Below are 18483 nucleotides of genomic sequence, written 5' to 3'. Positions count from 1 at the left end.
GCTGGAGTGGGCCGAGAAGGGGAGCCGGGGACCGAATTCGCCTATCGCGCGGACAACAAGCGACTGGCGTTCGAGGTCTCGGGTGCGCCCGACGGACACCCCGTCTTCCTGATGCACGGCACGCCGGGCAGCCGCAGGGGGCCGAAGCCGCGTGGCATCGTTCTGTACCGGTTGGGCGTGAAACTGATCACCTACGACCGTCCCGGCTACGGCGGCTCCGACCGGGTCGAGGGCCGTGACGTGGCGGACGCCGCACGGGACCTGGAGGTCATCGCCGACCATCTGGAGCTGCCCCGGTTCGCCATCGCCGGCCGGTCCGGTGGCGGCCCGCACGCCCTCGCCTGCGCCGCCGACCCGGCGCTGCGCCACCGGGTCACCCGGGTGGCGGCGCTGGTCGGGTTCGCCCCGTCCGACGCACCCGAGCTGGACTGGTTCGCCGGGATGAACGACGACAACGTCAACGGCTTCGGCGCCGGCCGCTCCGACACGTCGAGTGTCGTGGAGGAGATCCGCCGCCGGGCGCAGCGGGCCAGCGAGGACCCGCGCCACCTGCTGGAGGACCTGATGGCGCAGATGACCGTCGCGGACCGGCGGGCGGTGCGGGATCCGGCGCTGCGGCGGATGCTCGCCGACACCTTCGAGGACGCGTTACGCGCCGGCCCGTACGGGTGGATCGACGACGTGCTGGCGCTGCGGCGGGACTGGAAGTTCGACCTCGGCCTGATCGACACGTCGGTGACCAGGGTGAAGCTCTGGCACGGCGCCGAGGACACCTTCGCCCCGGTCAGCCACACCCACTGGCTGGCCTCCCGTATCCCGGGCGCGGAGCTGGAGGTGCAGGCCGACGCGGCGCACTTCGACGCGATGGAGGAGTTGCCGCGCATCCTGCGCTGGCTCACCGCCGACGACGACGTGGCGGTGAGCCGGGATCTGCTGATCGGGGCGCGCCCCGGTCAGTAGGGGTGCGGGTCGAGCACCCGCCGCACGTACCGCCCCTCCCGCAGGTTCACCACGCTCGGGTGGTGCTGACCGATCCGGTTGGCCAGCCGGTCCGCCAGCCGCATCCGCTCGATGCTGCCGGCACCGCCGGTGGCGGTCTGCTCGGCGACCGCCAGGTTCCCCCGGCCGCGCAGCGTGTCCGGGTGGTCCTCGCCGAGGGTCTCGCGCAGCCGGCCGACGACGATGCGCAGCTGTTCCCGCCCGGCCTCCAGCTCGCCGTGCAGGATCGTGAACACGGCGAGGTTGTTCGCGACCGCCATCGTCAGCGGGTGGGTCCCGCCCAGCGCCGCGGTCACCGCCGCCGCCGTCCGCGCGGCCAGCTCCCGGGCCGGTACCACCTCACCGTCGTCCCACATCGCCACGCTGCGGTTGTTGCGGCACACCAGCACGTACGGGTGCCCCTCGCCGAAGACCTGCGCGAACTGCTCCTCGGTCTCGGTCAGCTCGAGTCGGGCCCGCTCCCACTCTCCCTGGAGCATCAGGTTCGCGGCCCGGGACAGGCGGCTGAACAGGGTGTCCGGGTTGAGCGGGCCGAACCCGGTGAGCAGGTGCTCGTACGCGTCGTCGAGCAGCCGCGCCGCCTCGGCGATCTCACCGGTGCTGCGCAGCGACGCGGCCAGGTTGGTCTGCGCGGTGAGCACGTTGCGGGACTGGTCGCCGAAGAGGTTGCGGTACCCGGCCACCACGGTCTGCAGCAGCGCCACCGACCCCTCGTAGTCGCCCGCCTCCCGCAGGTCCCGGGCCAGGTTGTTGGCGGTGAGCAGCGTACGCGGGTGATCCGGGCCGAGCACCACGCGCAGCCGGCGGTAGGTGGCCTCGTCGCCGTCGAGGGCCCGCCGGAAGTCGCCCATCAGGCGGTACGACGCGGCCAGGTTGTTCGCGGCGGTCAGCGTCCGGCGGTGGTCCTCGCCGAACACCTCCACCGAGGCCGCGTACGTGCGCAGGTCCCGTTCCAGCGCGTCGGAGTAGCGGCCGATCGCCCGCAGGTCACCGCCGTAGCCACCGGCGGTCATGAGGGTGTACGGGTGGCTGGACCCGATGAGCTTCTCCTGGGCGCCGAGCGTCTCCTCGTCGAGGCGGCGGGCGTCGTCGAACCGGCCGAGGCCGCGCAGCAGGTTGGCCCGGTTGAACCGCAGGTGCAGCAGCTGCACCTGCAACGCCCGGTGCTCGGACGTGTCCGGGGCGAGCTGGGCCAGCAGCCGCGACCAGGCGGCGTCGGCCTGCTCGGCGTACCGGTGACCCTGCGCGTACCCGCCGTTGAGGTAGATGTAGCGGATCCGGTCGATGATGAGCTGACGCACGTCGTCGTCGGGTGAGGACAGCGCGTCGGCGCCGTCGAGGTGCGGCCAGAGCAGGCGCAGGCGTGCCTGGGCGGCCGGGTCCTCCACCTCGCCGGAGGGGCGGGAGCCGGCGAGGATGCGGTGCACGTCCTGCTTCACGCCGGCCAGTTCCTCGGGCGTCATCCGGGCCCGCAGCGCCGCCTGGAGCAGCCGGTGGACCTGCACCTGCTGGGCGTGCAGGTCGACCTTGACCAGGGCGAGGCGGTTGATGCGCTGCACGAGCGCGGCGGCGATGTCCCGTTCGGAGACCCGGTCGGCCACCCGGGCGGCCACCACCGGGTCGTGCGCGGCGATGACCTTGGCGACCTGGTCGCTGTAGAGCAGCTCGAGGGAGATCTCCGGGGCGAGCACCGACGCGAGCTGGAGCAGCCGGTACGCGCCCGCCGAGCCCTCCCGCAGCCGCTGGAGGGAGAAGTCCCAGATGTCCTCGGCCGGGCCGGTGCGCTCCAGGCCGGCCAGGTAGTCCGCGACCGGGGTGCCGGTGTCGGCCAGCCAGGCGCCGGCCATCGCGACGAAGATCGGCACGTTCTCGACCGCGTCGGCGACCTGCTCGGCCTCGGCGACCGTGATCGACCGCTCGCCGACGCGGGCCCGCAGGTGCGCGACGCTCTCCGCCCGCTGGAACGCCTCGACGTCCAGGGCCCGGGCCAGGTCGCCCCAGTCGGGGTTGCGGGTGGTGACGAGCACGTGCCCGACGCCCTGCGGCAGGTAGTCGCGGACGTGCTCGTACTGGTCGACGTTGTCGAAGACGAGCAGCCACTGCTCGGGCGGGCCGCCGTCGGGGCGGCGCTCGGGGCGGCTGAGCCGCTGCCGTACCGCCCGGGTCATCTCCGGGATGGTGGGCTGCCGGGGCAGGCCCAGCTCCGCGCCGAGGTCGGCCACCCGCACGTCGACGAACTGCGGCGGGTCCGCCTGCACCCACCAGATGACGTCGTACGCGCCGCGGAAGCGGTGCGCGTACTCGATCGCGAGCTGCGTCTTGCCGATTCCCGGGCCTCCCCGCAACGCCACCGGGATGCCGGTGCTGCCGGCGGCCTTCAGCTCCTCCCGGAGCTGGCGCAGCAGCTCCTCCCGCCCGGTGAACCGGAGGTTGCGGCTGGGCGGGTTGAATACCGGCGCCCGGGAGCCCGGGTAGCGGGCAATGCGCACCAGCGGACGACCGTGGCCGGGAGGCGGGGACACCCCCAGGAGCTGCACCAGCCGGTCGACGGCCTCCTCGGCGGCCAGCTCGTGCAGCGACACCCAGCTGCCGATCGGGGCGTCGGGCGAGGGGGTGGTGCTGTCCACGTACACGATCAGCGCCGCGCCCGACCGGTGCGGGTCGACCTGCTCGCCGTGCGCCGCCCGGTAGGAGCGGGAGACCAGGGTGACGTCGCGGGTCACCGTGCCGGCCCGCACCGGCGGCGGGTCGTCCACCTCCGCGGTGACTACCCGCAGGTCCACGGCGGTGAGGACGGCCTGCACCCACTCCGCCCAGGCCTGGTCCTCCGCGACGTGCCGCAGCACGATCAGCTCGTCGGCGACGGCGGGCTTGCGCTCGAAGCGGGCCACGGTGCGGCGGCGCAGCGCCTCGTCCATCCGGGGCAGCGCGGCGATCCGGCCGCCGGTGATGTGGCCGGTCAGCGTCTCGTACGCGGACAGCAGCGTGGTGCGGCTGCCGGGGATGTCGCCGAAGGTGGCGAGGGTCTCCTCGTACGCGTAGTAGGCCCGGTAGGGCACCTCGACGGTGAGCCAGTACTCGCGCCGCTCGGCGTCGGTCATCCCGCCCGGGAGCCCGGCGAAACGCTGCATCGCCACCGCCCGGCCGGCGTCGGCCTTGCCCTTCTCCCCCTCGTCCACCCGCATCGGCACCGGCAGCACCCGCCGCGCCCGCCGCCCCTCGTAGCCGCGGACCCGGGCGGCGACCGCGGCGGCGCCGTCGATGCCCTGGTCGCTCAGGGTGAAGCAGTCGACCAGCACGTCCGGCAGGTGGATGGTGCAGATCTCGGCGACGTCGCTGATGCCGGTGCGGCTGTCGATCAGCGTCCAGTCGTAGTGGCGCTTCATGTCCTCGCGCAGCGCGTCGAAGAAGAGCGCCCCGCCCAGCCGGTTGTAGAAGTTGTCCCAGTTCAGGCCGGTGACGCTGCTCGCGTAGTCCGGGTTGTGCCGGCCGGCGAGCAGCAGGTCGAGGCTGCCGCCGCCGGGGAACTCCCAGTTGACGGAGAAGGCGTACTTCTGCACCTTGGCCAGGTGGCGGTGCCAGTCGCTGGGCCGCGACTCCACCGCCTCGGCGAGCCCGGCGGCCTCGGCCTCCCGGCGCCGCTTCAGGTTCGCCCACTCGTACTCGACGATCAGGTCCATCACGCCACCGGTGGAGGCGACCTGCTCGGGGTCGAGGAACGGCGTGTAGAACCGGTGCAGCCCCGGTGACTCCAGGTCCCAGTCGGCGACGAGGACCCGCTGGCCGTTCGCGGCGAGGATCCAGGCCGTGTTCGCCAGGGCCATCGTGCGGCCGGTGCCGCCCTTGTACGAGTAGAAGGTGACGACCTGACCGTCGCGCTGTTCCGTCATCGGTCTTCCCCTCGTCGCCGCTGGTCGGATGGGTCGGTCGGGCGCAGGCTCGGCCGCGGTGTGCCCGGGGCGTCCTGCGGGTAGAGCGGGCCGTGCCGGAGGAACTGCTTGCGTGCCTCGATCACCAGCAGCGGCGCGCTGCGCTCGAACTCGTCCACGCCGTGGACCGGCCGCACCTCCGGGAACCGGGCCTCGCGCAGCGCGGCGTCGATCTCGTCGGCCCCCGCCTCCCGGGCGGTCCCCCCGGGCCGGGTGTCGGCGCCGGCGACGACCAGCGGCACCACCCAGCGCGGCAGGCCGGCGATCGCCTCCCGGACGGCCGCCACGCCCAGGTTGGCGTCGATCAGCAGGACGGTCGGGCTGTCCGGGGCGTGGTCGCGGGCGCCGGCGAACTCGACGACCCGGGTCGGCAGCCCGAGCCGCTGGGCCGTGGCGGCCACGTAGTCGGCGATGGTCAGCACGTGCCGCCCGGCGAAGGGCCGCCACTGCCGCCCGTCCGGGCCGGCGAGCGCGGTGACGACCAGCGCCGGATCCCCCCGGTCCTCCACCGGGGCGGCGCCCACCGGGGCGGCCCGGGAGCGGCGCAGCGGTGCGGTCTCGGTCACCGCGATGATCCGCTCGGCGAGCGCGCTGAGCACCACGTCGTACTGCCGCCGGTAGGCGCTGAGCTTGCACAACGCCCGCAGGCCGTTCTCCGCGTACTCGGTGGGGCCGCCGACCAGATCCAGGGCCTCGGCCATCTCCGGCCGGTCGTCCCAGGGCGGGAAGGGGATCCACAGCACCGGCAGGATGTGCCGGCCCGCCTCGCCGGGGCCCAGCCGGCCCAGCCGGGACCGGAAGGCGGCCCGCTCGCCGACGGCCCAGGCGTTGCTGAAGTAGTTCGGCGAGTAGAGCGGGACGAAGACGTGGGCGAGGCTGAGCGCGTCGGTGAGCGCCTGCTTCAGGTCGGCGCCGGGGGCGACGAGCCCGTCGAAGAACCCGATGTCGAGGTCACCGGCGCGGCGCGCGCCCCGCTGCACGGCGGCGTGCAGGTCCTGGAAGAACCGCGTGACCCAGTAGTCCGTGTCCGGGCGGGCCGCCGCCGACAGCGGCACCGAGTGGGCGTAGCTGAGGAAGAAGTACGTCTCCCGGCCGGCGCGGGAGCCGGTGGTGTCAGTCCAGCTCATCCCCGGCCTCCTCGAACCCCTCGCCGAGTTCCTCGATGTGCGACACGTACGGCTCGACCCAGTGCGTGTCCACCGCACGCACCACCCGCTGCGCGAGCCGCCACACCACCGCGTCGTACGCGTCCTTGCCGTTGCGGCCCAGGCTGAGCAGGCCGTAGATGCCCTCGTGCTGGTACTGCGGGGCGATGTCGGGCGGCAGCCCGGTCGGGGAGAACATCTGCCGCCGGCGGATCGCCTCCGGCAGTTGGCGGCGGCCCATCACCGACCAGTTCACCGGGATGATGGGCCGCTCCCCCGGCGTCGCCCGGGCGTCGGGGCGGCGCACCTGCCGGCGGCGCACGAACGCGTTCCACTCGCGGGCGCACCAGGCGCTGCGCAGGTACTGCGGGGAGATCAGCGGGATGAAGACCTGGCAGTGGCCGGCGGCGAAGGCCAGGTCGTCCGCCCACACCTGGCCGCCGTCGAGGACCCGGTCGAGGAAGCCGGCGGTGCTGCCCGCGGGCAGGCCCAGCAGCTCGGACACGTGGTCGGACAGGTCGACGTAGAGCTGGAACACCTTCTGGTTGGTGTCCCGGGGCGGCTCGGCGGGCCGCTGCTTGGCTCGGGCGTAGCTGAGGAAGAACACGGGGGCGCGCGGGTCCACCCGGAACTCCTCCTCGATCACACGCCGCTCCCGTCCGAAGGGGACACTCCCGCGGGACCACAGTATCGGCAGTGGCAAACCCGCAGTCGCGCTCGCGTCCGGTGCCGGCTCATCCACCGGCCCGCGAAGTCGACGGCCGTACGCATCGGCAGCAGCCGGCCGGTGCCGGCGCCGACCCGGCCGCGCCGCACCTCGGGCCGGCCGTCCAGCGCCGCGCCGATCCGGGGAAAGTCGGAGTCGTCGAGGTCGAGGGCGAGGAAGTCGCGCCGGACTCGCCGGCCCGCGTCGTCCCGGATGTAGCAGCGGTACGGCCGCCGGGCGGCCGGGCGGGCGAGGCGGTACTCGGCGAGGTGGAAGGCCGTGCAGACCGCGTAGTCCACACCGAGCAGCAGGACGTGCGCGTCGGCCGCGTACAGGGCGCCGAGCGGGGACCGCTCGCCCAGGTGGCAGTCGAGGTCGTGCACGGTAGTCAGGGTGGCGGCAGCCGGGCCGAGCGCCGCGAACGACGTCTGCGGGTGCCGGCTGCGCATCGCGCCCGGCTGTCGGCGCACGTACTCGGCGAGCGCGCCCATGCCCTGCGACGGGCTGCGGTCCGGGTCGAACGGCGGGATCCGGGCCTCCATCTCCGCTGCCTCGCGCGCGGTCAGGCCGGCGGTGGCGGCCCGGAAGGCCGGTGAGGTGATCGAGTTGCCGGCGGTCTGCGTCGGCACCACCACCGTCCCGGCGGCGCCGAGCACCTCGCGCAGAGCGGTGGACAGTGCCGCCGGGCCGCCCGCGACCGGCCCGATCCGGCGCAGCGAGGCGTGGACCAGCACGGTCGCACCGATCGGCAGGCCCAGGGCCCGCAGGTCGGCGGCCAGCCCGGCGCGCCCGACGGTCATGTCAAGCGGTCCACCGTGGAGCGCATCCGGGCGACGAACCGCTCCCCCGCCGGTGTCAGCGCGCCCAGCCCGAGCAGGGCGTCGAGCGCGCCGTCGGTCCAGTCGCGGTACCGGCGGTGGTGGGCGGCGGCCTCCGCGCCCGGCCGGCGGCGCCACACGTCCGCGACCGCGAGGTGGGCGTACGTGCCGTGCAGCACGCCCTCCACCGGACGCGGGTCGTCCCGCCACGGCACGGTGAGCAGCCGCGCGTCCCGCCGGTCGACCAGCTCGCAGACGTCGAGCACCCCGTCGAGCTTCAGGTGCTGCACCTCGTGGACGAGCAGCACGGCAAGCGCCGCGTCGTCGGGCACCGGCGTGACCGCCACCGCGCCGAAGGCGGACGCGGCGGCGGCGCTGCGCTGCCGGCCCCGCCGGTCCGGCCGTAGCGGGACGACCGCGCGGAGCAGCGCCCGCACGCCGGGCGCGTACGCCTCGGCCTCGGTGTCGATCCGGTCCACCGCCGTCGTCAGGTGGGCCGCCCAGCGGGCGGCGGCGTCGGCGCCGAGTCGCGGCGCCACCGCCAGGTCCTGGTAGCAGTCCCGGTGCGGGTCGGTGTCCTCGATCAGCACATCGGGATCGCCGGCGCGGCGAACCGGGCGCCAGGTGGATGTCTCCTCGCCGGGCCGCACGTCGACGGTCCGCCCGTCCGCCCGCACCCGGAACCCGCCGTCCACCGGGGTCAGCAGGACGGGACCGGACACCTCCGGCAGGGCGAGCGCCCCGAGCGTGGGGAGCGCGAGTATGCCGTCGCGGACCGGCACGGCCAGGTCGGCGTCGGCACCCGCGCGGACCGCCGCCGCCGCGGCCACCGCCGCGAGGCGGCCGAGGTCGGCCAGCGCCGGGCGTTCCAGGCACTGGTGCGCCCAGCGGCGGACGAACGGGTGGGCCAGCACCTCCCGCACCGCCGCCGGCGCGGTGACGTCCAGGTCGACCAGTCGCTCCCAGGCCGCCGCGGCGAGCGGGTGCCCGGCCGTGGCCGGACTGAGCGCGACCAGCAGCGCCCGGGTCTTGGCCAGGTGGACGGCGGCGAGCTGGCGGACCGAGGCGTCGGTGCCGTGGCCGGTGCCGAGGTCGTCCAGGACCGACTGGTCCAGCACGTCCGGCCCGACGCCGTCCTCCGCCGGCGCGTCGCCGTCTCCCGCCGACCCGTCCACGGGTTCTCGACTCGATGCCGGGTGTGTCGCGGCATCCCGCCCGGCGGGAACGGCCGGTGCCGGCGGCATCGCGGTGTCCGACGCGGCCGGACGGCCCGAGGCCGGCGGCGCCGCGCCTTCCTCGCCGGTCACCCCGAGGATCAGGTGGGCCAGGTCGGCGCAGTAGACCGAGGGGTTGTCGAAGCCGGCGCCGGGGCGGTAACGGTGCGCGAACAGGCCGCCGCCGCACTGGCGGACGACCGGACAGGCGCGGCAGGTGGCGCACAACCCGGCCAGCCCGGCCTGCCGGACGGTGATCATCGGGTGGGCGGCGACCGCGTCGATCGGATGGGTGAAGACGTCCAGCCCGGTGGCCGGCGCCCCGTCGTACGCGGACTTGAGCGAATCGACCTGCTCGTAGCTGCCGTCGGTCTCGACGACGGCCAGGTCGGCGGCGGCCAGCCCGACCGCCTCGGTGCGGGTGACGCCGCCGGCGGCCGTGGCGAGCAGCGAGTCCAGCAGCCGGATCGGCACCGGGCGCCCGTCGGCCGTCCAGGCCCGGTGCACGGCGAGCAGCCAGTCGGCGTACGGGGTGGCGACGCCGGCCGGGCGTGGCGGGGGTCGCTCCCAGTTGGCGTGCGGCAGGAGGAAGTCGATGTGGGGCGGGTCCTCGGCCAGTAGCGCCCGGTAGACGGCGACGGGGTCGTTGGCGAGGTCGACCGTGCAGAGCAGCCCGGCGTAGCTCGGCCGGAACTCGGGGCGGCGCAGCAGAGCGAGGGCCCGCCGCACCTTGGCGTGGCTGCTCGCGCCGGAGGCGTAGCGGCGGTGCCGGTCGTTGGCGGCCCGGTCGCCGTCGAGGGAGATGCCGACCGCGACGCCGTGGGTGACGAGCACCTCGGCGATCTCCTCGGTGAGCAGCACGCCGTTGGACTGCATGCGCAGGTCCAGCCGGGTCACCGGGTCGAGCTGGCGGCGCAGCTCGGCGGCGGTAGCAGCGAGCCCGGCCGCGCCGGCGAGCAGCGGCTCACCGCCGTGCAGCACCACGCGTACCGAGTCGAGCCGGTGCGCGACCGCGTGCTCGACGATGCGCCGGGCGGCGGCGGCCACCGTCGCGGGCGCCATGGTGTGTGGCTGACGGCGCCAGGACTGGTCGGGGTGCTCGTAGACGTAGCAGTGGTCGCAGGACAGGTCGCACCGGCTGACGATCTTGAGGACGAACTGACTCAGGGTTACGGCCGACGCGGGCCGTCCGGGCGTCGCGGGCTCACCGGCGTCAGATCGAAGAGCCGAAGGCTGCGACATCGACGCGCGCCGGCTGGTCCACGGTGCGGGTGTCGGGAAGCGCCACGGTGCGGGCGCGGGAGAGCGGAATCTTGCCGAGCGGAGTGTGCCGGAGATCGGCCAGCGGAGCGATGGTCGTCGACCGGCCTGCGTTGCGATCCACGTGAGTCCCCCCATCGGACTTGTGGGTCAGCGGGGGCCACCCGGGACGGCGGCCCTAGACAACTGTCGATGATTCTACAACACGCCGAGTAGCCTCAGCGGTGCGGTACGCCATCTTCTTCAAGGGTTCTGGCCATCCAGGCCTCATTGGACAGTGCGATGAGACGTTCCGCCTCCGCCACGACCGCGTCATCGTCGGTCCACCCGTCCCCGTCCCGCCGGGCACGGAGCAGCCGGATGAGCTGGTCGGCGCTGCGGGCGTACTCGATCTGGTGCTGCTCGTACTGCTGGGCCGCGCCGTACCCGACCACGGCCGTCGTCACCGTGGCGACGACGCCCACCCACGCGGCGAGGCCGAGCCCGTCGCCGAGCACGCCGACCACGGCGGAGATCAGCGCGCCCGCCGCGGTCAGGCCCGTCGTGACCACCCGGATCCGGCGGGCCGCGGCGCCCGTCCGCCGGGCCTCCGGCAGGTAGTACCGCTCGACCTGCCGGTTCACCCGCTCGGCCAGGTACGACGAGACGTCCGACACCGCCGGCAGCGGTCGGGCCTCCGGAGCGACGTCGACCGTGTGCCCGACCAGATCGCCGACCTCGTCCAGGATCGCGTCCACGCGGCTCAGCAGCACCGCGTCGCGGTCCGACCCCCGGTACGGGGCCACCCCGGCCAGGTGGCGGTGCACCTCGGCCTTCAGCGACTCGGCGACCGCGCGCAGCCGCGCCCAGACCTGCACCGGCTCGCGGGCGGTGGACCGGGCGGCCAGCGGGACGAGGCCCAGCGCGGCGGCGGCGGCGATCGCCAGCGCCCGGCTCGCCGCCAGGTGCACGGTGTCGAGCTGCGCGGCCGCGGTGCCGGCCACGGCGGCGACCACGGTCAGGCCGGCGACCAGACGGCGGCCCCGAACGATCCGTCGCCGCGCCGCGTCCGCCGCCCGGGACCAGACACCCTGCTGCTGCCACACCGTTTCGAGCACGGCTGGCGAATCGACGGTCGACACTCCCCGAATGGTAGGCCACCCGGTCCGCTCCCCGGCCGGACGAGATCCGCCGCCGTCGACGTCACCGCCCTGACGTCTCCGGGCAGCAGACCGTCAGCGCGCCCGGCACGACCCGGACCTTCAGCTTCGTCACCGCGCCGCGCGCGCCGCCGTCCAGCTCGTACGTCCGGGGCGCGGCGAGGCGCACCTTCACCCGGCGGCCACGGGTGATCCGCACGAACGGCGACTCCTCGGAGCGGCCGGCCGCCATCCGGCCCAGCGTCCGCGCCCAGTCCAGCGCGCCGTCCGCGGTCGACACCCCGATCTCCAGGGCGCCGTCGTCCGGGCGGGCGTCGTCGAACGCCGGGATGCCGCCGGTGATCGTGCCGACGTTGCCGAACAGCACGCAGCTCGCCTCGCCGTCGAACCACTCGGCGCCGTCGACGGTGATCCGGGTGCGGACCAGTTCGCCCCGCACGTGCCGCAGCCCGGTCCACAGGTACGCGACCCGGCCGAGTCTGCCCTTGAGCTTCCGGTCGGCCTCCCGGATCAGGTCGCCGTCGAAGCCGGCACCGGCCATCACCGCGAAGTGCTCGCCGTTGAGCCTTCCCAGGTCGAGCGCGCGACGCGGGCCGTGCAGCCCGATCCGGACGGCCTCGGACAGGTCCTCCGGGATCCCCAGGTTCGCGGCGAAGAGGTTCGCGGTGCCGGCGGGCAGGATCGCCATGGCGGTGCCCGAGCCGGCGAGGGTGTCGGCGCAGCGCTGCACCATCCCGTCACCGCCCCACACGAAGACCAGGTCGGCGCCCCTCTTCAGCGCCTTGCGCACCTTCTTCGGGGCCTTGCGGCTCTTCGGCACCTCGTACCAGATCAGGTTCTCGACGCCCGCCGCGACCAGCTCGGTGCGCAGGGCGTCCAGGCCGCCGCCGAAGGTCTTCCTCCGGTGCGCGACGACCGCGACCGCCCCGACGCGGGCCGGCGCCGCGGCGCGCTCCGCCGTAGGAGTGCTCATGCCCGCCGGTGTTACCCAACCGGCGTCGCTCCCACGCCGGGGCGCGCGGTGGCCGCCCGATCCGGTGACCGCTGTCCGTTTCCGGGCCCGGCCGGCCAGGGTCGGGAAGCTGGGCGAGTGGAGCGGCGACACCCCGGTCGGCGCCGCCGCTGATCCCGCTCAGCCCTCTTCCCGGTGGTCGGTCATCGCCGCGCCGGCGGCGGCCGGCAGCAGGTGTCGCACCTCCGGCTCCCCGTCGGCGAGGTCCCGCGCCCGCTCCTCGGCCTCCTGGTCGGCACCGGTCAGCCGCCCGCCGTGCTGCCGCAGGTGCTCGTCCCAGGACGGCACCAGGTAGACCTCCACGAACCGGTCGACGGACTCGCCCTCGCGGAACAGCCCCCACCGCATCGCCCCGGTCCGCTGTCGTGAGCCGCGGACGGTGTCCATCGCGTCGAGGAACTCCCGCTCCCGCTCCCGCCGGACGGTGTAGGTCACGGTAACCAGCACGGGACCCACCCGCGGGTCCGGTTCGTGCGCCAGTTGCAGGCGGGGCCAGTACGTGGCCGGGTCCCTGTCCACGCCCCGCAGGTCGGGCAGCGGCCAGATCTGGCTGGTCACGGCGCCGACCAGCATGAGGGCGCCCGCGGCGAGGAAGGCGGCGACCAGACCCGCCATGTCCGCCACCACGCCCCAGGCGAAGGCGCCCACCGCCTGGCCGCCGGCGAACACCACCTGGTAGATGGCCAGACCGCGGGCGCGCACCCAGCCCGGCAGGAAGATCTGCATCTCGGCGTTGACGTTGGCCAGCACGTTGACCCAGGCCAGGCCCGCCGGCAGCAGGGCGAGGAGCACCACGGGTACGGCCTGGACCGTACCCACGACGAACAGCGTCCCGCCGTACAGTGCGCTCGCCACCAGCAGGAACTGGTTGGCCGTGAACCGGGTGCGGACCCAGGGCAGCAGCAGGCCGCCGAGGATCGCGCCCACGCCGAGGGCGCCGAGGAGCAGCCCGTACCCGCCGGAGTCCATACCGAGCCGCCGGCTGGCCACCAGCGGCAGCAGCGCCCACAGCACGCTGCCCGGCACCAGGAACACCAGCGCGCGCCGGAGCAGCCGGCGGACGATCGGCGAGTGGCGCACGTACCGACTGCCGGCGCGCAGGGCGGCGGTGAAGGGCTCGGGTACCTCGACGGCACGGGCGTCGCCCGGCCGCCAGCGCAGCAGGGCCACGGCGAAGACCAGGAACGCCACGCCGTTGAGCGCGAAGACCGGCGCCGCACCCACCCGGGCGATCAGGACGCCGGCCACGGCGGGCCCCACGGCCCGCGCCACGTTGACGCTGATCGAGCCGAGCGCGGAGGCGGCCCGCAGGTGGTCCCGTGGCACCAGTTCCGGGATCACCGCCGCCCACGCCGGCAGGGTGAGCGCCTGCCCGACGCCGAACGCGAAGGTCAGCGTGAGCAGCAGCGCCGGCGGCATCCGGCCGGTGGCGGTGAGCAGCGTCAGCGCCGCCGCGACCACCACCATGAACAGCTGCACGGAGATCAGCAGGTGCCGGCGGTCGAAGGCGTCGGCCAGAGCGCCGGCCGGCAGCGCCAGCAGCAGCACCGGCAGCAGGCTGGCGGTCTGCACCAGGGCGACCAGTGTCGAGGCGTTCGGCTCGTCGATCAGGAGCCACTGGGCGCCGACGGTCTGCATCCAGGTGCCGACGTTCGCGGCCAGCAGGGCCAGCCAGAGGCTGCGGTACACCGCGATCCGCAGCGGCGCCCAGGCCGAGACGGCCGGCTCGGCGTCGGCCCGCGTCACCACCGCCCGTCCGCGCGCAGCACGAGCTCGCCGGAGACGTACAGGTCGTCGGGGGCGAGCTGGAGCAGCCGGACGACCTCCGGCGCGACCTGGTCGGCCATGGCGTACACCGTGTCCAGGAACTCGTCGCCCACCCGCTCCTGCAGGCGGGTGGGCATCGGCCCGGGGTGCAGCTGCATCACCTTCACCCGGTTGCTGTGCTGCGCCTCGGCCAGCGACTCGACCAGGCTGGCGCCGTAGCTCTTGGTCGCCCGGTAGACCGGGATGCCCGGCCGGGCCTTCACCACCGCCATGGCACCGACGTACACCAGGTTGCCGAAGCCCTGCCGGTGGAACTGCCGCAGCGCCTCCCGGCACACGTACGTGGTGCCGAGCACGTTGACCTCGACGGCCCGCCGGATGCGCTCGGGGGGCAGGTCCAGCAGGTCCCCACCCGCCCACACCGACGCGCAGTCGGCCACCCCGTGGATCGTGCCGTACCGCTCGGCGAGCCAGCCGAAGGAATCACGTACCTCGGCGTAGGAGGCGACGTCGCAGACTCCGCCGTCGCAGCCCAGCTCGCCGCGGACGGACGCCACCTCGCTCGCGACGTCTCCGAGGACGGCGACGCGGTGCGCTCCGGCGAGGGCGCGGGCGACCGCCAGCCCGAGGCCGCTCGTGCCGCCGACCACCACGAAGGATCCCCCGGCCATGTCCCTCCTGTCCCCGGCGCGCCCGCGTCCGAGACGCGAGGAGGTCCGCCTTCCCGTTGCGACGCGGTCCACACCCGTGGCTGCCACCAGCACGATGCCACCAGTTGTATCTTGTCGGTATGACCGGACCCTCGCGGAAGTTGTCGATCTCCGTCCCACCGGACGTGGCCGAGATCCTGGCGGAACAACCCAACGCATCCGCCTACGTCGCGGAAGCGGTACGGGACCGCAAGCGCCTCGAGGATCTTGAGACTGAGTTGGCCCGAGCCGGTATCGCGGTCACCGAGCAGGGTGTGGCCGCCGCCAAGGCGCGTCGCGCGGCCGTGGACGCGGCGTGGCCGGCGGAGCGGTACGCGGCGGTCCGCGACCGGGTGCGGCAGCACCTGAGTGACGAGGCCGTCGGCACCACCGAGACGCCGGCCGCGTGACCGGTCCAGGAGAGCGGCCGGTGCGACTGGTGCTGGACCGCTCCGCGCTGCTGGCGTACGTCGATGGCTCTGTGCACGTGGGTGAGCCACTGCACGAGGTGATCCAGGACCGCGTGCGGTTCGGCGTCACGGCCGTCACCGCCGCCGAGACCTCCGCCATGGTCAGCAACCCGAAGGATCGGGCGTTGCTGCACCGGCTGCTCGCGCTGGACGCCTGCGCCGTGCTGCCCACCCGCGGTGACTCCTGGCAGGAGTTGGCGTACTGGCGCGGGTTCACCGGCCGGCTCGACCTGGCGACCACCGTGATGGCATGCCTGGAGCACGACGCACCGATCCTCACCCGCGAGCCACGCTACGGCGACGGCGACCTGCCGGTGATCCTCATGCCGACCTGATCCTCGGGTACTCGCCCGTCCCGGCGGGCGGATGGTGGCGCGATAGGTTCACCGGCATGGTCGCTGACCGGTCGCTCGGCCGACCGTTCTGGACGTTCTGGACCGCCGCCGCCGCGCTGTCGTTGCGGCAGCGTCTCGTACCCGAGGGGCTGCTCGGCCGGGTCGTGGCCGCCTCCCGCACGCTCACCTACGGCTGCACGGCGCTCGGCGCCCTCACCGGCGGCGCGCTCGCCGCCCGGGCCGGGCTGGTCGCGCCGTTCCTGCTCAGCGGCGCCGTCGCGGTCGTGGCGACGGCCGGCTGGTGGGTGGCGTCCCGGCGGAGCGCCGCGACCTGACGCGGGGACGCCGCCGGCGCGGCGTCCCCGCCGCCGGTCAGAGGGTACGCGCGAGGCGCTCGGCGAGGATCCGGGTGAACCAGGACGGGTCGGCCAGTTCGCCGCCCTCGGCGAGCAGCGCCATCCCGTACAGCAACTCGGCGGTCTCCGTCAGCGACTCCTCGGTGCCGCCCTGCTCGCGGGCCTTGCGCAGGCCGTTCACCAGCGGGTGGGTCGGGTTCAGCTCCAGGATCCGCTTGACCTGCGGCACCTCGTGGCCCATCGCCCGGTACATCTTCTCCAGCGTGGGCGTGAGGTCGTGGGCGTCGCCGACGACGCAGGCCGGGGAGGTGGTCAGCCGGGACGACAGGCGGACCTCCTTGACCTGGTCGGCGAGGGCGCCGCTCATCCAGGTGAGCAGGTCGGCGTACTCGGTGCGCTGCCGCTCCCGCTCGGCCTCGGCCTCCTTCTTCTCCTCCTCGGTGTCCAGGTCGACCTGGCCCTTGGCGATCGAGCGCAGCGTCTTCCCGTCGTACTCGCCGACCCGCTCCACCCAGACCTCGTCGACCGGGTCGGTGAGCAGCAGCACCTCGTAGCCCTTGGCGCGGAACGCCTCCATGTGCGGCGAGTTCTCGATGGTGGTGCGGTTCTCGCCGGTGGCGTAGTAGATGTCGGTCTGGCCGTCCTTCATCCGGCTGACGTAGCCGGCGAGGTCCGTCGGCTCGGCGGCGTCGTGGGTCGAGGCGACGGAGAGGATCTCCAGGAGCGTGTCCCGGTTCTCCGTGTCGTCGATCAGGCCCTCCTTGACCGCAGCGCCGAACTCGGCCCAGAAGGTGCGGTACTTCTCCGGCTGGTTGGCCTTGAGGTCCCGGACGGTGGCGAGGACCTTCTTCACCAGGCGCCGTCGGACGACCTGGATCTGCCGGTCCTGCTGGAGGATCTCGCGCGAGATGTTCAGCGACAGGTCGTGCGCGTCAACCACGCCCTTCACGAAGCGCAGGTACGCCGGCATCAGCGCCTCGCAGTCGTCCATGATGAAGACGCGCTTGACGTAGAGCTGCACGCCGCGGCGGCCCTGCGGGGAGAAGAGGTCGAGCGGGGCGTGTGACGGCAGGAAGAGCAGCGCCTCGTACTCGAAGGTGCCCTCGCCCCGCATGTGCACGATCTCGAGCGGGTCGGCCCAGTCGTGGCTGACGTGCTTGTAGAACTCGTGGTACTCGGCCGGCTCGACCTCGTCGCGCGGCCGCGCCCACAGCGCCTTCATCGAGTTGAGGGTCTGCACCTCGGTGGTGGGCTCGCCGCCGTCCGCGCCGGGCCGCTCGACCGCCATCCGGATGGGGTGGGCGATGAAGTCGGAGTACCGCTTGACGATCTGCCGGATGGTCCACTCGGCGGTGTAGTCGTGCAGGTTGTCGTCGGTGTCGACCGGCTTGAGGTGCAGGGTGACGGCGGTGCCCTGCGGCGCGTCGTCGACCGGCGCGATCGTGTACGTGCCCTCGCCGGTCGACTCCCAGCGGGTGCCGCCGGTCTCCCCCGCCCTGCGGGTGACCAGCTCGACCCGGTCGGCGACCATGAACGCCGCGTAGAAACCGACGCCGAACTGGCCGATCAGCTCCTGCGAGGCGCCGGCGTCGGTCGACTCACGCAGTTTGCGCAGCAGCTCGGCGGTGCCGGACTTGGCGATGGTGCCGATCACCTGGACGACCTCGTCCCGGGACATGCCGATGCCGTTGTCCCGCACGGTCAGGGTGCGCGCCGTCTTGTCGACCTCGATCGCGATGTGCAGGTCGGCGGTGTCGACCTGGAGGTCCTTGTCGATCAGCGACGCCAGGCGCAGCTTGTCCAGCGCGTCCGAGGCGTTCGAGATCAGCTCCCGCAGGAAGACGTCCTTGTTCGAGTAGATCGAGTGGACCATCAGCTGGAGCAGCTGACGTGCCTCGGCCTGGAACTCCAACGTCTCAGTGCTCACACCGTGTCCTTTCGTCCGCGAAGCCTGGTGCCGGGGTGCCGGCGCTGGCCGGCGCCCGGAAGAGGTTCGCCGAAAGGATACGAGCACCTCACACAGGGCGATACGTCACCCGCGCCCTACCCCGAAACCTTGGAAGCTTTCGGCCCCTCCAGGGGCCATTTCCTTCCAAGTCTCGAGGGTGCGGTTGCGTCCCGATGGCTGCGGGGTGGTCTTGGGTGGGATATCCGTTTCCGGCTGGGGTGACGTGGGAGGGGTGTCCGGTATCGGGGTCGGCTGTGCCGTGGTCGGGGCCACCCCGGTCGTGGAATGGCCGGGTGGGGCGGGCCGTTGTACATGCGGTGACCGCAGGGCGTCCCCCGAGGCGCCCGGCCGGGATCCCCTGACCCGCCCCCGGCGGGCGGCGGGCCGGAATGGCCCGGGACTCGGATCGGTTACATCCCCGGACCCCCGAGCAGCACCCCGCCGGGCTGGTCCTTGTGAAATCACCCTTTCCTGTCGCGTGCGGCGCCTTCCCCCCTTTTGCGTGCCGGCGTGGTTTCCCCCGAGCGAAAGGCTTCGACCAATCATGCGTACCGACATTCTGCGTAAGACCGTTCTGACCGCCGCTGGTGCCGCGTTCGTCGGCGGTGCCCTCGCCGGCCCGGCGACCGCGTTCGCCGCCCCGGCGGACAAGCCGGGCGCCCAGGCCGACCGTAAGGGCCACGGCGAGAAGAAGCG

14 protein-coding genes and 1 pseudogene are annotated in these 18483 nt (G+C 73.9%); 4 read left to right on the top strand and 11 right to left on the bottom strand.

From position 1 onward, the window contains the following. The first annotated feature begins 6 nt into the window (after positions 1-6). Positions 7-960, top strand: coding sequence for an alpha/beta fold hydrolase (locus tag ACTMS0_RS19890; protein WP_441156723.1), 954 nt, complete (start codon positions 7-9; stop codon positions 958-960). Here the strand turns inward: ACTMS0_RS19890 and fxsT are convergent. The 10 genes from fxsT to ACTMS0_RS19840 all read right to left on the bottom strand — a co-directional run bounded on the left by fxsT (position 954) and on the right by ACTMS0_RS19840 (position 14660). Next, complete coding sequence (fxsT, locus tag ACTMS0_RS19885; RefSeq protein ID WP_441156722.1) at positions 954-4889, bottom strand: FxSxx-COOH system tetratricopeptide repeat protein; 3936 nt, start codon at positions 4887-4889, stop codon at positions 954-956. The two genes, ACTMS0_RS19890 and fxsT, sit on opposite strands and share 7 nt — an antisense overlap. Next, positions 4886-6055 carry a TIR-like protein FxsC gene (locus tag ACTMS0_RS19880; RefSeq protein WP_441156721.1) on the bottom strand — a complete coding sequence of 390 codons (1170 nt, stop codon included), beginning with the start codon at positions 6053-6055 and terminating at the stop codon, positions 4886-4888. Before ACTMS0_RS19880 ends, fxsT begins: the two co-directional genes overlap by 4 nt. Then, complete coding sequence (locus ACTMS0_RS19875; protein ID WP_441156720.1) at positions 6042-6719, bottom strand: TIR-like protein FxsC; 678 nt, start codon at positions 6717-6719, stop codon at positions 6042-6044. Before ACTMS0_RS19875 ends, ACTMS0_RS19880 begins: the two co-directional genes overlap by 14 nt. Further along, the gene (locus ACTMS0_RS19870) at positions 6716-7579 is read right to left on the bottom strand and encodes an aminoglycoside N(3)-acetyltransferase (protein ID WP_441156719.1); all 864 of its coding nucleotides are present in this window, start codon (positions 7577-7579) and stop codon (positions 6716-6718) included. The genes ACTMS0_RS19875 and ACTMS0_RS19870 overlap by 4 nt, the downstream gene beginning before the upstream one ends. Continuing rightward, complete coding sequence (locus ACTMS0_RS19865) at positions 7576-10053, bottom strand: FxsB family cyclophane-forming radical SAM/SPASM peptide maturase (RefSeq protein WP_441156718.1); 2478 nt, start codon at positions 10051-10053, stop codon at positions 7576-7578. Before ACTMS0_RS19865 ends, ACTMS0_RS19870 begins: the two co-directional genes overlap by 4 nt. Continuing rightward, positions 10025-10225, bottom strand: a complete 201-nt coding sequence (locus ACTMS0_RS19860; protein WP_441156884.1) for an FxSxx-COOH cyclophane-containing RiPP peptide — start codon at positions 10223-10225, stop codon at positions 10025-10027. The genes ACTMS0_RS19865 and ACTMS0_RS19860 overlap by 29 nt, the downstream gene beginning before the upstream one ends. 64 nt (positions 10226-10289) lie before the next feature. After that, positions 10290-11192 carry a DUF4231 domain-containing protein gene (locus ACTMS0_RS19855; protein ID WP_441156717.1) on the bottom strand — a complete coding sequence of 301 codons (903 nt, stop codon included), beginning with the start codon at positions 11190-11192 and terminating at the stop codon, positions 10290-10292. A gap of 61 nt (positions 11193-11253) precedes the next feature. Next, complete coding sequence (locus tag ACTMS0_RS19850; RefSeq protein WP_441156716.1) at positions 11254-12183, bottom strand: diacylglycerol/lipid kinase family protein; 930 nt, start codon at positions 12181-12183, stop codon at positions 11254-11256. A gap of 159 nt (positions 12184-12342) precedes the next feature. Next, entirely contained in the window at positions 12343-13971 is a 1629-nt protein-coding gene (locus tag ACTMS0_RS19845; protein ID WP_441156715.1) for an MFS transporter, read from the bottom strand. Further along, complete coding sequence (locus ACTMS0_RS19840) at positions 13965-14660, bottom strand: SDR family NAD(P)-dependent oxidoreductase (protein WP_441156714.1); 696 nt, start codon at positions 14658-14660, stop codon at positions 13965-13967. Before ACTMS0_RS19840 ends, ACTMS0_RS19845 begins: the two co-directional genes overlap by 7 nt. Before the next feature lie 119 nt (positions 14661-14779). Between ACTMS0_RS19840 and ACTMS0_RS19835 the strand changes: the two genes are divergently transcribed. The 3 genes and pseudogenes from ACTMS0_RS19835 to ACTMS0_RS19825 form a co-directional block, all read left to right on the top strand. Beyond that, positions 14780-15088 (top strand): hypothetical protein, encoded by a 309-nt coding sequence (locus ACTMS0_RS19835; protein ID WP_441156713.1) that lies wholly within the window; start codon positions 14780-14782, stop codon positions 15086-15088. A 29-nt stretch (positions 15089-15117) separates the two neighbouring features. Further along, a complete protein-coding gene (locus ACTMS0_RS19830; RefSeq protein ID WP_441156883.1) occupies positions 15118-15483 on the top strand; it encodes a hypothetical protein in 366 nt (121 codons plus the stop codon). 116 nt (positions 15484-15599) lie between these two features. Beyond that, positions 15600-15818: pseudogene (locus ACTMS0_RS19825) on the top strand (MFS transporter); the annotation flags it as partial. Between the two features lie 37 nt (positions 15819-15855). On the opposite strand, the gene htpG reads toward ACTMS0_RS19825, so the two are convergent. After that, positions 15856-17766, bottom strand: coding sequence for a molecular chaperone HtpG (gene htpG / locus ACTMS0_RS19820; RefSeq protein ID WP_441156712.1), 1911 nt, complete (start codon positions 17764-17766; stop codon positions 15856-15858). Positions 17767-18483: the final 717 nt, after the last annotated feature.

The organism is Micromonospora sp. H33, from assembly GCF_052068455.1.
Classification (GTDB): domain Bacteria; phylum Actinomycetota; class Actinomycetes; order Mycobacteriales; family Micromonosporaceae; genus Micromonospora.
The sequence above is the reverse complement of the archived record's forward strand: the minus strand, read 5'-3'. Positions and strand labels throughout refer to the sequence as shown.